Source organism: Gilliamella sp. B3482 (genome assembly GCF_026536805.1).
GTDB classification, from domain to species: domain Bacteria; phylum Pseudomonadota; class Gammaproteobacteria; order Enterobacterales; family Orbaceae; genus Gilliamella; species Gilliamella apicola_E.
The window spans coordinates 83,059-99,462 of the sequence record NZ_JAFNNL010000002.1 but is presented as its reverse complement, the minus strand read 5'-3'; the positions used below and the strand labels follow the sequence as shown (position 1 = coordinate 99,462).

Genomic DNA, 16,404 nt, shown 5'->3' with positions numbered 1-16,404 from the left:
GTGGATATTTATTCTTGGATTTTTATCTATAGAGTTACACCACTTTTCAATATGGCTAAATTTCTAAAGTTGTTAATTTCGTTTCGTGTTTGTTTCCCGTTAGCAATAAGAACAATATAGTCAATAAACTCTATCAACAAAGATTGCATGGAGACTCCTTGTATCAGTTTACCGGCATTAAAATCGATCCAATTGGCTTTCTTCTTAGCTAATTGTGTATTAGTTGCAATTTTGACTGTTGGCACAATGCCGCCGTATGGAGTGCCTCTTCCTGTAGTGAAAAGCACCATATGACATCCAGCTGCTGATAAAGCACCAGTAGCTACTGCATCATTACCAGGTGCGCTTAGTAAATTTAATCCATGTCTAGTTAACATTTCACCGTATTTAAGAACATCAATAACTTCACTACCACCCGCTTTTTGCGTACAACCTAAAGATTTCTCCTCTAAAGTTGTAATGCCACCAGCCTTATTCCCAGGAGAAGGGTTTTCATAGATTGGTTGATTATTTGAAATAAAATATTGTTTAAAATCATTGATCATGTGTACAGTCTTATCGAAAGTTGACTCATCAATACAATGTGACATCAAAATGTTCTCAGCACCAAACATTTCTGGTACTTCAGTAAGAACACTCGTTCCACCATGAGCAATAACATAATCAGAAAACAGACCAAGCATTGGATTAGCTGTAATACCTGAAAAACCATCAGAACCACCACACTCCAATCCAAATTTCAATTCACTTAAATGCCCTACTTCACGTTTATCCTGCTTCATAATGGCATAAAGTTCTCTTAAATGAGCCAATGCTGATTCAACTTCATCGGTTTCTTGCTGAGCGATTAAAAATCTAACTCGAGATTCATCATATTCACCTAAACTAGCCTTAAATTCTGAAACCTGATTATTTTCACAACCAAGTCCAATTACCAATACAGCACCAGCATTAGGATGTTTGACTAAGTTTTGTAAAATAGTTTTAGTATTTTGATGATCTTGTCCAAGCTGAGAACAACCATAAGGATGTTCAAGTACAGTTATACCATCAATTTCTAATTGATTATTTAACTCATCACAAAATTGTTTAACAATTTGTTCTGCTATCCCGTTTATACAAGTTACAGTTGGAATAATCCAGAGTTCATTACGAATACCAACTTCACCATTTTTACGTCGATAAATTTGTACTTCCTTATCGGTAATCTCATGCAACAGATCATTTTTCGATAAAGTAGGTTGATATTTGTAATCATTAATATCACTTAAATTGGTTTTTAAATTATGAGAATGAATATGCTCTCCAGCTTTAATTAAGCGAGTAGCATGACCAATTGGTAAGCCATATTTAATAATATTTTCATCTTGGTCGATATCGATAAGTGCAAATTTATGCCCTTGTTTAATAGGCTCTTTTAGATCAATTACCTGTCCATCAACAACGATATTTTCTTCATGTGCTTCTAAATCAGATAATGCCACACCGACATTATCTTTATTGTTTATTTTTATATATTTAACCATTGAATCACTCATGTTATTTGCTACCATTAACACATTTTTCAATTGCTTGACGCATTCCCTCTTCGGTTATGACGGTTAAATATTGTGTTAAAGTTTGTGCTAATTGAGGAATAGTTAATAGATCATGCTCCCAATGAGCCGTGTCACCTAAAACAACTTTGATTAAATCCTCTAATGAACTTTTTCCTTCTGCAATGGCTGTCCAACTATTACTGAAGCGTTCTAACCAGATTGCATCATCTTGTAACGGATAACTTTGTCCATTACGCACACCTCGATAAAATGCGATCAATGCAGCAAAAGAGAACACCAAATGTTTAGGCAATGTTCCTTTTTCTTTCTGATAATTAATTAATTGAGGAAGAATACGTGTTTTAAACTTAGTCATACTGTTTAAAGCAATTGACATCAATTGATGTTCAATAAATGGATTTTTAAAACGACTAATAACTGATTGAGCAAAATCAACCAATTCTTGATGAGGTAAATCTAAAACAGGGATAATTTCGTCAAAAATGGTTTCTTTTATATAAGATAAAATCTGAGCGTCATTCATTGATTCGCCAACAGTATCAATACCTGATAAATAAGCAACAGGAACTAATGCAGTATGAGCACCATTTAAAATAGCTACTTTACGCTCTTTATACGGTTTAATATCATCAACAATTTTGATGTTCATATTGCATTTATCAAGGCATAATTTTTCAGCTAACCATTGCGGTCCTTGAATAACAAATAGATAAAAATATTCTGCTGAATCAATAAAGTTATCTTTATAACCTAATTCAGTCTCAAGCTCAGCGATTTGCGCTTTTGGGTATCCTGGAACAATTCTATCTACTAAAGTTGAGCAGAATAAATTATTATTTTCAAGCCAATTGATAAATTGGTCTGACAAGTTCCACTGATTCGCATATTTAAGTACTAATTTTTTAAGTGCATCGCCGTTATAATCAATTAATTCACATGGAATAATAATCAAACCACTTTCTTTACTGCCGGCAAAGTGAACAAATCTTTCATATAAAAATGCAGTCAATTTTGCTGGATAACTAGTTGCAGGTTTATCTGTTAATTTGTCACTTTCAACATAACTAATGCCAGCTTCGGTAGTATTTGAAAAAATAAACTGAATATTCGGATCTTTAGCTAACTCAAGATATTCATCATATTGAGTATATACATTGATTTCGTTATTAACTGAACGAATCAATCTAAACTCTTTCACTGCTTCATTTTGTTCATTCAAACCACGAACAAGCGTTGTATACAACCCATCTTGAATACTTAATGATGGTGGGAAGTCCGTATTTAACGGGCGAACCACAACAATACCAGCATCAAGATCAGTTTTTTCATTAAGAATATCTAACTGCCAATCTAAAAATGCACGTAAAAAATTACCTTCGCCAAACTGAACAACACGTGTCGTATATTTTGCACCCGGAAAATCATTTCTGTTTAATGTTTTCATTACTCTAACTCTTCTTTAATTAATCTAATCACAACGACTTAATGCTTTTTAGCTTAGTTCAATACCAAAATAGTTTTTAGCATTATCAAAACTAATATTTTTAACCATTTGACCTAATAATTGGATATCACGTGGTGCTTCGCCATCTTCAACCCAACGCCCAATCATTCGACATAAAATACGTCTAAAATATTCATGACGAGTGTAAGATAAGAAACTACGACTATCGGTTAACATACCAACAAAACGGCTTAATAATCCAAGTTGAGCAAGCTGTGTCATTTGACGAATCATGCCGTCTTTTTGATCATTAAACCACCAGCCTGAACCAAATTGCATTTTTCCTTGAATACCTGCTCCTTGGAAGTTACCAATCATCGTACCAAGAATTTCATTATCAGAAGGGTTTAAACAATACAAAATCGTTTTTGGCAATGCATCTTGTTTTGCTTGAGCATCTAATAGACGAGAAAGTGGTTGAGCAATAGGTGAATCATTAATAGAATCGAACCCAACATCAGGCCCCATTAAATTAAACATTCTTGAATTATTATTACGCAATGCACCTATATGATATTGTTGAACCCATTCACGTTTGTTGTATTCAACACCTAAGAAAATAAGTACAGCAGTTTTAAATTGAGCAACTTCTTTAGCTGTTAAAACTTCGCCAGATAAACGTTTAGTTAAAATGGTATCTAACTCTTTTTCAGTAGCTTCTTCATAAACAACTGTATCTAATGCATGGTCAGAAATCTTACAACCATGAGCAGCAAAATGATCCATACGTTTTGATAAAGCCTGACAAAGCGCTTGGAATGTTGAAATTTCAACATCGGCTACTGCAGAAAGTTTTTCCATATATGCCGCAAAGAATTCTGAATCAATATTGAATGCTTTATCTGGACGCCAGCTTGGTAAAACTTTAACATCAAATGAACTATCTTCTGCAATAGTTTTATGATGAGCTAAATCATCAATAGGATCATCTGTTGTACCTGCCATCTTAACATTCATTTTTTTCATGATGCTACGAGCTGTAAACTCTGGAGTCGCTAACATCTCATTACAAGTATTCCAAATTTGCTCTGCTGTAGAAGGAGATAATAGAACGTTATCAATACCGAAAGGACGACGAAGCTCTAAATGAGTCCAATGATATAAAGGATTACCAATAGTATGAGGAACAGTTTCTGCCCAAGCCTTGAATTTGTCTAAATCACTAATATCAGTACCAGTACAGAATTTTTCTGCAACACCATTGGTACGCATTGCACGCCATTTATAATGATCACCTTTTAACCAAATATCATATAAATTCTTGAATTGATAATCTTTAGCAATTTGTTCCGGTGGTAAATGGCAGTGATAATCAAAAATTGGCTGATCAGCAGCAAAATCATGATAAAGCTGACGAGAAAATTCGGTATCTAGTAAAAAGTTTTCAGTTAAAAAACTCATTTTATTCTCCATAAATAGTAGTTAACTATTAAAAGATTACAGGAAAATACATCCTGTAATCTTATTAATTTATTGATTAATTTTGATCTGATGATGGTTCTTTCAAAATAGTCCAAACCGCTAAGGCAGCTAAAAGATCTAAACAAGATAAAATTACAAATAAAGGACTAAAGCCAACAGTATCAGCAAGTGCACCAACAATAAGTGCAAAAATAGTACTAGCTAGCCATGCAGCCATGCCGGTAAATCCATTCGCTGTTGCCACTTCATTACGACCAAATACATCAGACGATAAAGTAATTAATGCTCCTGATAATGCTTGGTGAGCAAAACCACCAATACAGAATAAAAAGATAGCAACATAAGGACTTGAAAATAGACCTATCAGACCAGGTGCAATCATAAGCACACCACCAACCGTCACTACCATTTTTCTTGAATTAATTAAGCTTACTTTAAAATGTTTTTGGAAAAATGGTGACATATAACCACCAAGAACACATCCAACATCAGCAAAAAGCATTGGCATCCAAGCAAAAATAGCGATTTGTTTTAAATCAAAACCATAAGCTGTGAACATGAATAATGGAATCCACGCATTAAAGGTACCCCATGCAGGCTCTGCTAAAAATCTTGGTAAAGCAATTCCCCAAAAACGGCGGCTGGTTAAAATTTTACTAGCTGGTAATTTTTCATTATTTGATGTTTGATGACTCGCTTCTTGACCAGATAAAATATATTTTTTCTCTTCTTCAGAAAGACGTTTCTGTTTTGTAGGGTGACGATAAAGAATTAACCAAAAAATTCCCCAAATAAAACTTAATAAACCACACAATATAAATGCCCATTGCCAGCTATGGAACCAAATTGCCCATGCAACTAATGGTGGTGCGATCATGGCGCCCACTGATGAACCTAAATTAAACCAACCAACCGCGATCGACCTTTCTTTTGCCGGAAACCATTCACTAGTCGCTTTAAGTCCCGCAGGGATCATTGCTGCTTCTGTTGCACCAACAGCACCTCGAGCAAAAGCCAGTCCGATCCAACTACCTGAAAATGCGGTACTAACACAAAATACTGACCACAAAATAGCAAAAACCGCATATCCCGCTCTCGTGCCTAACAAGTCCAAAATATATCCGGCAACTGGTTGCATGATGGTATAACAAGCTGAGTACGAAGCTACCACATATGAATATTGCTGCGTTGTTAATCCCATTACTTCATTAAGAACCGGGGCGGCTACCGCAATCGAATTTCGCGTAAGATAACCAAGAATTGTCCCTACGGTGACTAATGCTATCATATACCATCGTAGGTTTTTTATCGTTTTGTACATCTTTAATTGCTCCTAAATATATAGATATTTTGGCGCATAATAACATGCCTGACAACTAAAAAAGTTGACATACATCACAAAAATGAACTATATCCCTAATAATTAAAGGGATATTTTTTAAACTAAAAAGTTTGTAACTAAAAAATTTAATTAAAAAAATTGGAACAACATTATTTAATTTGAAGCAATTAGATGTTATTTTAAAAGTCTAAAAAAACTTAAAGGATTTATGCAAAATTCATCATGACCCAAGAACAGCACGAGTATCAAAGACTTTATCAAGTTATCGCAACTGAACTTAAAAACCGAATTATTGACGGCATTTATCCAGTAGGAAGCAAATTACCATCTGAAAGATTGATATGTGAAGAACTAAAAGTAAGTCGTTCAGTTGTCCGTGAAGCTATTATTATGCTTGAAGTTGAAGGTTATGTTGATGCAAGAAAAGGCTCTGGAATTCATGTTATAGCTAATAGTTTACAGACCAATATTCTAACCTCCCAGAAAGGATTAAATTTTTCTACGACAGGGCCTTTTGAATTATTGCAAGCCCGCCAACTTATTGAAAGTAACATTGCCGAATTTGCAGCAACACAAATTACTAAAGACGACATCGTCAAATTATTAGAAATTCAACATAATGCTAAAAAAGAAGATCATTATCGTGATTCTGATTGGGATCTAAAATTCCATACACAGATTGCCATGATCACACGGAATACCGCTTTAATTACTATCGTTCAAGAAGCTTGGCAGCAAAGAACATTAAACCCATTATGGGTAAAACTTCATGAACATGTACAACAACAAGACATTGAAAGCTGGTGGGATGAACATGACAAAATATTAGATGCGCTAATTAATCGTGATCCAAAAGCGGCTAAGTTAGCCATGTGGCAACATCTAGAGAACACCAAAAAAATGTTATTTGATGCTGCTAGCGAAGATTTTGAAACAAAACGAGATCACTATCTATTTTCAGATAACCCCGTTATTAGTATTAATGAAAATTAGTAGATTCTATTAAAGGCAATACACTTTGCGCCATTGCGCAAAGTGTATTAATTCGCAAAAGTTAAATAATTAACTATTGTTTAAACCATTAACGCTGATCATCAACCGTTACTCCAGCTGGTGGAGTAAACTTAAACTTATCAAGTGCTACCTTACCTAGGGTTTGACGAGATAAATCATAAAAACTACGCTGACCATCTTCCTCGATAATCGTAAAATTTGAAATCATCCCAGTAGGCAAAACAGAAATAACAAAATCTTGGTTAGAACCATCAGTTGGTTTCAATGTAAAAGAGTCTTGTTTACGTGTAACAGTATATGCATTCCAAATAGGATTATGACTATCCGTAATCAAAAGCATTAAACGATTATCCACCGATTTTTTTAAGCTCATTACACTAACTTGTTCAACGGCAGGAGTATAGACCCACATGTTACGCCCATCTGAAATGATTGACGTCTCGTCTGGTTCAGTCATTGTCCAATTAAAGTAATAAGGCCTTGTTACCCACAAATCACCTTTACCTTGTTGAACTGGTTGTTTATCAGCTGTTTTCACATCTTGTGAAAATCGAGCATAAAACCCATCAATTTTAGCTAATCGCTCTTGCAACACCTCTTTATCACCAGCCCATGCTGCACAGCTTGTAATTAACCCAATTAAAATTAAAAACTTCTTCATTACCAATCCTTATGCATTTTGTTTAATACAATAAATTAAACAATCATTTTAATTTAGTTCAAAATATTACCGTTTTTCTGTTAGCTGTGAAAGATATTTTCTTTTCTTTTTCACTTATCAATTAAGCAGTATATAATAACTGCATTTTGTAAATTTGGATGATGTAGCATGCCTAGTCTCTCTTTTGAATTTGGGTCAGATGAATTTAAACCTTTAGCGGCAAGGATGCGTCCACGTAATTTATCTGAATATATAGGTCAAAGCCAACTACTTGGTAAAGATAAACCCCTGCCTAAAGCAATTGAAGCAGGTCATTTACATTCTATGATCCTTTGGGGACCACCCGGAACCGGCAAAACCACTTTAGCAGAAATTATTGCGCATCATGCTAATGCCAAAGTAGAACGAATTTCAGCAGTAACTTCAGGGATTAAAGATATTCGCGAAGCGATTGAACGCGCTAAAATTAATCAACAATCCGGAATAAGAACCATTTTATTTGTTGATGAAGTTCATCGTTTTAATAAAAGCCAACAAGATGTTTTTTTACCTTATGTCGAAAATGGTACAGTAACCTTTATTGGTGCTACCACAGAAAACCCCTCTTTTGAGTTAAATTCAGCACTACTATCCCGTGCCAGAGTCTATCTGCTTAAATCATTAACTAATGAAGATATTGAGCAAATTTTACAACAAGCGATGGATGATTCGGAACGTGGTTATGGCAACCAAAAAATTACGCTACTTGAGGAAACCAGAAAACAGATTGCCGAATTTGTTGGTGGTGATGCAAGACGCGCACTCAACACGCTTGAATTGCTGGTTGATATGTCTGATGGAAAACCATTAACGCCTGAATTACTAAAAGAAGTCATCGGCGAACGTAGTGCAAGATTTGATAATCAAGGTGACCGTTATTATGACCTAATCTCGGCAGTTCATAAATCAATTAGAGGATCTGCACCTGATGCAGCACTTTATTGGTATGCAAGAATCATTTCCGCCGGTGGAGATCCGCTATATGTCGCTCGTCGATTATTGGCTATTGCATCAGAAGATATCGGTAATGCCGACCCAAGAGCAATGCAAGTCGCTTTAGCAGCATGGGACTGTTTTACTCGAGTTGGACCAGCAGAAGGCGAACGAGCTATCGCACAAGCAATTGTTTACCTAGCATGTGCACCTAAAAGTAATGCGGTTTATCTTGCATTTAACCAAGCGATGAAAGATGCAACATCCAAACCTGACTATGATGTTCCAGAACACCTACGCAATGCGCCAACCAGTTTAATGAAAAATTTAGGTTATGGCGCACAATATCGTTATGCACATGATGAACCTAATGCCTATGCAGCTGGTGAAAACTACTTTCCTCCAGAAATGGCCGACAGCAAATATTACCATCCAACACAACGGGGTGCTGAGAAAAATTACTCGGAGAAACTGGCTTGGTTGGAAGCACAAAATAAAGCTAGCACAAATCAGCGCTACAAAAAGAATTAGATTGAATACATTAATAGTTACCAAAAGTTCTTGCTTGAGCAAACATGTTGACTGATATTAAATTGATCAAACTAAATCATGCATGTTTAAACAAAGTTTTTGGTAAAGTTGTATATACCTAAAAAATTGATTCACTGATAGGTAAATGAGAGATCCTTAGCAAAGGCTTATCCTAGTTCTTAAGCATATTTAATTAAAATTATATTTGGGAGATAGCATTATAAAAGCAAATCTCAAGATAAAAATGAATAATATATTGCTAAATATATAGCTCAATAAACGAAATAGATTCATATTTATGATATGAATTTCGAGTTGTAATTATAGATAGGTAGATCTTATCATTCCCCAATATCTCATTTGGTAAGTAACTACCTATCATTGCCTTTTTTTGACAAAAAAGTTCATATTTCTAAATATCACCCGTAGTCATTGATTTTCGTCAATAAATTAAAGATCACCGCTTATTAAATACACTATATATAGTAATAAAATGATTAATAGGCACTATATATTGTATATTTTGATAAATATCAATTATTATAATCACCATTAAAAAACCACAAAAATGGATGGAAAATGAATAAATCAATACTAGTCACAAAACGTGATGGAAAAAAAGAACCTATAAACCTAGACAAAATCCATAAAGTCATTACATGGGCCGCTGAAGGATTAGAAAATGTTTCGGTTTCTCAAGTTGAATTACGTTCGCATATTCAGTTTTATGATGGTATTCGCACTTCCGACATTCATGAAACAATCATTCGTGCAGCAGCAGATCTCATCTCTCAAGATGCACCAGATTACCAATACTTAGCTGCTCGATTAGCGATATTCCATTTACGTAAAAAAGCCTATAACCAATTTACCCCACCACCGCTTTATGAACATGTAAAAAAACTTGTTGCCAGCGAACGTTATGACAAACATCTTCTTGAAGATTATAGCCAAGAAGAGTTTGAACAAATGGATAAAATTATCGATCACTGGCGTGACATGAACTTCTCTTATGCAGCGGTTAAACAACTTGAAGGTAAATATTTAGTTCAAAATCGAGTCACTGGGGAAATTTATGAAAGCGCCCAATTCCTATATATCTTAGTGGCAGCATGTCTATTTGCGAATTACCCTAAAAATAGTCGACTAGATTATATCAAACGATTCTATGATGCCGTTTCGACATTTAAAATCTCACTACCCACACCAATCATGGCTGGTGTTCGTACCCCGACTCGTCAATTTAGTTCTTGTGTACTAATTGAATGTGATGACAGTTTAGATTCCATCAATGCTACCGCAAGTGCTATCGTAAAATATGTTTCTCAACGAGCTGGTATCGGTATTAACGCGGGTCGAATTCGGGCATTAGGTAGCTCTATTCGTGGTGGAGAAGCATTCCATACTGGTTGTATCCCATTTTATAAGTATTTCCAAACCGCGGTTAAATCTTGTTCACAAGGTGGTGTTCGTGGTGGTGCGGCTACCGTATTTTATCCAATTTGGCATTTAGAAGTTGAAAGTTTATTAGTATTACGTAACAACCGTGGTGTTGAAGAAAACCGTGTTCGACATCTGGATTATGGTGTACAAATCAATAAATTAATGTATCAACGCCTCATTAAAAATGAAAACATTACACTATTTAGCCCATCAGATGTACCAGGGCTTTACGATGCGTTTTTCGCCGATCAAGAGAAATTTGAAGCGCTTTATCATCAATATGAACAAGATGTTAATATCAGAAAACGCGTAGTAAAAGCAGTAGAACTCTTCTCATTATTAATGCAAGAACGCGCATCGACTGGTCGAATTTATATACAAAACGTTGATCACTGTAACACGCATAGTCCGTTTAATGCACAACTTGCGCCGGTACATCAATCTAATTTATGTATGGAAATTGCGTTACCAACCAAACCACTTAATAATGTCAATGACGATAAAGGCGAAATCGCACTTTGCACCCTATCTGCCTTCAATTTAGGTAAAATCGAATCGCTTGACGACTTTGAAGAACTTGCCGAATTAACAGTTCGTGCTCTTGATGCATTACTTGATTATCAAGATTATCCTGTTCCTGCAGCTAAAAACGCATCGCTTAATCGCCGTACGCTTGGTATTGGTGTGATTAATTATGCTTATTATTTAGCTAAACATGGAGTTAAATATTCTGACGGTAGTGCTAATAATCTAACGCATCGTACTTTTGAAGCGATGCAATATTATCTATTAAAAGCATCGAATAACTTAGCCAAAGAAAAAGGCGCCTGCCCACTATTTAATGAGACGACTTATTCACAAGGGATCTTACCTATTGATACCTATAAACAAGATCTCGATACAATCACTAAAGAACCATTACATTATGATTGGGAATCTTTACGTGAATCAATAAAAACTCATGGTTTACGTAATTCAACTTTATCAGCATTAATGCCTTCTGAAACATCATCCCAAATCTCCAATGCCACTAACGGTATTGAACCTCCACGTGGTTATATCAGCATTAAAGCATCGAAAGATGGCATCTTAAAACAAGTTGTGCCTGAATATAATAAATTAAAAGATTTATATGAATTACTTTGGCAAATTCCAAATAATACAGGTTATCTGCATTTAGTAGGCATTATGCAGAAGTTCATTGACCAATCAATTTCGGCAAATACTAATTACGATCCAACCAAATTTCCGAATGACAAAGTACCAATGAAACAACTTTTAGCTGATTTACTAACAGCTTATAAATACGGTGTAAAAACCCTTTATTATCATAATACACGTGATGGTGCTGAAGATATTCAAGGTGATATTGAACTCACATCAAGTGATGATGGTTGTGAAGGCGGAGCATGTAAAATTTAATTGCCCTGTTTAGCACTATAACAAAAGTATAGGGTAACGATAAGTTATCCTTACTATTCCTACTTTTTCCAAATATTTAGTGAAAAAGTAAACAAAATTAGGAGTTCGACTATGAGTATGAATTACAGCACCTTCTCACACGTCCATAATGATCAACTTAAAGAACCAATGTTTCTTGGTCAACCGGTGAATGTTGCTCGTTATGATCAGCAAAAATATGAAATGTTCGAAAAATTAATAGAAAAACAACTTTCTTTCTTTTGGCGCCCAGAAGAAGTCGACGTTTCACAAGATCGTATCGACTATGCAGCTTTACCTGAACATGAAAAACATATCTTTATTAGCAATTTAAAATATCAAACATTGCTTGATTCAATACAAGGACGAAGCCCCAATGTTGCCTTACTTCCCTTAATATCTATCCCTGAACTAGAAACATGGGTAGAGACTTGGTCGTTCTCAGAAACTATCCATTCTCGTTCTTATACGCATATCATCCGCAACATCGTCAATGATCCTTCTGTAGTGTTTGATGATATTGTTACCAATAAAGAAATCCAAAAAAGAGCTGGTGATATTGCGGGTTACTACGATGACCTAATTAGCTACGCAAGTTATTACAACTTATTGGGTGAAGGTAAACACACTATCAATAATCGAACCGTCACTATCGACTTGCGTGAACTTAAAAGGCGACTTTACCTCTGCCTAATGAGCGTTAATGCCCTTGAAGCTATTCGTTTTTATGTGAGTTTTGCTTGCTCATTTGCCTTTGCAGAACGAGAATTAATGGAAGGTAATGCAAAAATAATCAAATTGATAGCTCGTGATGAAGCGCTTCATTTAACTGGTACTCAATTTATGATCAACACCCTAAGAAGTGGTGAAGACGATCCTGAAATGGCCGAAATCGCCAAAGAGTGCGAACAAGATTGTTATGATCTGTTCTTACAAGCAGCCAATCAAGAAAAAGAGTGGGCAGAATACCTATTTGAAGGTGGTTCAATGATTGGATTAAATAAAGATATCCTTTGCCAATATGTTGAATACATCACCAATATTCGTATGCAAGCTGTTGGGCTTAAATTACCATTTGAAGTAAAATCCAACCCAATTCCTTGGATCAACAATTGGCTTGTTTCCGATAACGTACAAGTCGCACCACAAGAAGCAGAAATGAGCTCATATCTTGTTGGTCAGATTGACTCAGAAATCAGCGAAGATGATTTAAGTGATTTCAAATTATAATTGATAGTAGCTTGCATGGATTGAAAAAATAAAACTGTGCAAGCTATGTTTAATTATTCGCAATCAGTGCCAAACTAAACATTTATCATTTTGATAAATTTAAGTAATTTAGTTCTTCCAAATTTATCTACCCTATTCTTAAGATTAAATAAAATATCAGCAAATGGTATAGACTCCTCAATTATTTTTACACAAAGTATCAAATTACCTTATTCATAAAGTATGAAATGAACCAAGTCATGATTTATTAATACTTATTCTAAGTAACAAAGGATTTGTATTAGGTGAATGTATCCTCAATAAATATTATAAAACGGTATACACTCCTCAATTATTTTTACACAAAGTATTAACTTACCTTATTCATAAAGTATGAAATGAACCAAGTCATGATTTATTAATACTTATTCTGAGTAACAAAGGATTTGTTTTTAGGTGAATGTGTCTTTAATAAATATTATCAAACGGTATACACTCCTCAATTATTTTAACAAAAAAATCAAAAATCAATTTTAAAAGGTGCAAATGCTCTTTAATTAAAAGTAAAGGTATTCTAACTTGACACTCTTTTAAAATCGGGAGACGATATGACAATTGAATTATCTCAATTTGATATGATGACTATGGCTAATGCGCATTTGTTTTATTCTGTCTCTCCGCTTAATTTTAGTGATAACCAAATCACAGTTCCTTATATAAAACAGCAACTCAATGCGTTTCAACAATGGTCTATTACTCAATTCGAAAACAATGCGGATATTGATGATTTAGTACATCTGCGTAGTCAATTTATCGATCAGCTACTTGAACGTTTATGGCATTACTATCAAATTCCAGAACAAATTTCATCGCTATTTAAAAAAAATCGGATTGCACTTATTGCTGTTGGTGGTTATGGCCGTTGTGAACTGCATCCTTTGTCTGATATCGATATTTTGATACTAAGTGATAACTCACTCACCAAAGAGCTTGAAAAACAGATAGGTGATCTAGTTCGTTTACTTTGGGATCTTCATCTGGATATTGGTCACAGCGTCAGGACATTAAAGACCTGTCTGCAAGAAGCTAAAAATGATATCACAATTATGACAAACTTAATTGAATCAAGATTGATTGCAGGAAGTGAGTCATTACTTAAGGAACTCCAAACACAGATTTTTAGCGATAAAATTTGGCCTTCGCCAGCGTTTTATCGCGCAAAAATCAAGGAACAACAAGAAAGACATCAGCAATATCATAGCACTACCTATAATTTAGAGCCCGATTTAAAAAATAGTCCTGGTGGCTTGCGTGATATGCAAATTATCCAATGGTTAGCTATTCGCCATTTTGGGGGAGAGTTTTTGCAAAAAATTGGACATTTTGATTATCTCACACCCGAGGAAGTCGAAGAATTCAAAGCCTGTCGCAAATTTTTATGGCGGATGCGTTTTGCCCTGCATTGTGTTATTAACCGCTATGACAACCGCCTACTATTCGATCGCCAGTTAAGCATCGCTAAAATGTTAGGTTATAGTGGAGAAGGAAATGCCCCGGTTGAAAACATGATGCATGATTATTATCGGGTAGCACATAATATTACTGAACTCAATCAAATGCTTTTACAGTTATTTGATGAATCAATATTGAAAAGTTACTCACAATATAAAACTTATGATATCGATGAGCATTTCCAAAGTAGAGATAACCTTATTGATGTTAAACATAATAGTGTTTTTACTGATGATCCGGTAACGATTCTTAAGCTGTTCTATACGCTTTTACTCAATCCTCAAATTACCGGACTTTACTCTAATACCATTAGACAACTCCGTTCTGCAAGGCGAAAACTCACGTATTTATTATGTGAAAAGCCAGAGGCAAGAACGTTGTTCATGAAGATCATCAAACATCCTGATGCGATCAAAAAAGCCATTTTACCCATGCATCAATATGGCATTCTGGCGGTTTATATTCCCGGTTGGCAACAGATTTCAGGAATGATGCAGTTTGATTTATTTCATGCTTATACCGTAGATGAACATACTATCCGTTTATTGTTAGAACTGGATCTTTTACGTTCAGAAGATGGCAAACAAAAACATCCAAATAGTTCAATGGCATTGGCTAAATTATCAAAACCGGAATTGCTTATTATTACCGGATTATTTCATGATATTGGCAAAGGACGGCATGGCGATCATTCGGAAATTGGCGCAAAATTAGTGGAATCTTTCTGTCAATTACATGAATTAGATGCGAAAGATACTGATTTGATTGTCTGGTTAGTTCGTTATCATTTATTGATGTCAGTAACAGCCCAAAACCGTGATCTGCAAGATCCGGAAGTTATTCGTGAATTTGTTCAACTGGTTAAAAGCAAACGACGATTACAGTATTTGCTTTGTTTAACGGTTGCCGATGTTTGTGCAACCAATGAAACCTTGTGGAATAGCTGGAAACAGAGCTTAATGCGTGAGCTTTATCTAACAGCTAAGCGCTCGCTTGATTCTGGCATTCATCAAATACCAGAACAACGCAGTATTGCACGTCAACATAAACAGCAAGCATTAGCTCAATTGCTTGCACAAAATTACGATGAACAATCCATTAAACATTTTTGGCAAAGCTATCGTGTTGACTACTTTTTGCGATATACCGCTGAACAGATTGCTTGGCATGTACAGCTTCTTTTGAACCATGAATTGAATCAAACACTCGTTTCAATTAATCCAAATCCTTATCATGGTGGTACGGAAATAATTATCTACTCATCAGATAGACCTTTCCTATTTGCAGCGGCATGTAATGCTTTAAGTATGCTAAATTTAAGTATTCATGATGCTTTAATTATTACCAATAAAAATGGATTTGCGCTTGATACTTTTATTGTACTTGAACCTAATGGGCAAGTGGTGCCTGAAAATCGTCACCAGGATATCATTCAAACTTTAAATAAAGTTCTTCATCAATCAGTTTATAAAGGTGTGACGATTAAGCCGACTAAACAAAGATTACGATCATTTTCTGTTCCGACTCAAGTTAACTTTGTCTCTTCAATTAACGATACTTATATGGAATTAATCGCACTTGATAAACCGGGATTACTTGCTTGTGTTGGTGAAGTCTTTGCAAAGTTAGACTTATCGTTGAGTAGTGCTAAAATAGCGACAATTGGTGAGCATATTGAAGATCTGTTTATTCTAACAGATAAACACAATAAAGCCCTTGATGATAACACCTGTCAAAAACTACGCGAATCGATAGTATTGGCTATAGATTCAATAAACTAATTATCGAAAAGTTA

10 protein-coding genes are annotated in these 16,404 nt (G+C 35.0%); 5 read left to right on the top strand and 5 right to left on the bottom strand.

Features of this window, described 5'->3' with window-relative positions:
• Window positions 1–26: 26 nt before the first annotated feature.
• From J3U18_RS03640 to J3U18_RS03625, 4 genes are all read right to left on the bottom strand, one after another.
• Complete coding sequence (locus J3U18_RS03640) at window positions 27–1,526, bottom strand: UxaA family hydrolase (protein ID WP_267352960.1); 1,500 nt, start codon at window positions 1,524–1,526, stop codon at window positions 27–29.
• A 13-nt stretch (window positions 1,527–1,539) separates the two neighbouring features.
• On the bottom strand, window positions 1,540–3,003 hold the full coding sequence (locus tag J3U18_RS03635; RefSeq protein ID WP_267352959.1) for a tagaturonate reductase: 1,464 nt from the start codon (window positions 3,001–3,003) through the stop codon (window positions 1,540–1,542).
• A 48-nt stretch (window positions 3,004–3,051) separates the two neighbouring features.
• Window positions 3,052–4,464 (bottom strand): glucuronate isomerase, encoded by a 1,413-nt coding sequence (uxaC, locus tag J3U18_RS03630; RefSeq protein WP_065563666.1) that lies wholly within the window; start codon window positions 4,462–4,464, stop codon window positions 3,052–3,054.
• Between the two features lie 76 nt (window positions 4,465–4,540).
• Window positions 4,541–5,806 (bottom strand): MFS transporter, encoded by a 1,266-nt coding sequence (locus tag J3U18_RS03625; RefSeq protein ID WP_065734723.1) that lies wholly within the window; start codon window positions 5,804–5,806, stop codon window positions 4,541–4,543.
• Window positions 5,807–6,049: 243 nt separating this feature from the next.
• Here J3U18_RS03625 and exuR point away from each other — a divergent pair, with 243 nt between their 5' ends.
• Window positions 6,050–6,820: a transcriptional regulator ExuR gene (exuR, locus tag J3U18_RS03620; RefSeq protein ID WP_267352958.1), complete on the top strand. Its 771-nt coding sequence runs from the start codon at window positions 6,050–6,052 to the stop codon at window positions 6,818–6,820.
• 88 nt (window positions 6,821–6,908) lie between these two features.
• Here the strand turns inward: exuR and lolA are convergent, their stop codons facing one another.
• On the bottom strand, window positions 6,909–7,502 hold the full coding sequence (gene lolA / locus J3U18_RS03615) for an outer membrane lipoprotein chaperone LolA (RefSeq protein ID WP_220225662.1): 594 nt from the start codon (window positions 7,500–7,502) through the stop codon (window positions 6,909–6,911).
• Window positions 7,503–7,670: 168 nt separating this feature from the next.
• On the opposite strand from lolA, the gene J3U18_RS03610 reads away from it, so the two are divergent.
• From J3U18_RS03610 to glnD, 4 genes are all read left to right on the top strand, one after another.
• Complete coding sequence (locus tag J3U18_RS03610; protein ID WP_267352957.1) at window positions 7,671–9,005, top strand: replication-associated recombination protein A; 1,335 nt, start codon at window positions 7,671–7,673, stop codon at window positions 9,003–9,005.
• A gap of 579 nt (window positions 9,006–9,584) precedes the next feature.
• Window positions 9,585–11,870, top strand: a complete 2,286-nt coding sequence (nrdA, locus tag J3U18_RS03605; protein WP_267352956.1) for a class 1a ribonucleoside-diphosphate reductase subunit alpha — start codon at window positions 9,585–9,587, stop codon at window positions 11,868–11,870.
• Window positions 11,871–11,987: 117 nt separating this feature from the next.
• Window positions 11,988–13,118, top strand: coding sequence for a class Ia ribonucleoside-diphosphate reductase subunit beta (nrdB, locus tag J3U18_RS03600; protein ID WP_065734744.1), 1,131 nt, complete (start codon window positions 11,988–11,990; stop codon window positions 13,116–13,118).
• Window positions 13,119–13,705: 587 nt separating this feature from the next.
• The gene (gene glnD, locus J3U18_RS03595; protein ID WP_267352955.1) at window positions 13,706–16,390 is read left to right on the top strand and encodes a bifunctional uridylyltransferase/uridylyl-removing protein GlnD; all 2,685 of its coding nucleotides are present in this window, start codon (window positions 13,706–13,708) and stop codon (window positions 16,388–16,390) included.
• The last annotated feature ends 14 nt before the right edge of the window (window positions 16,391–16,404 follow it).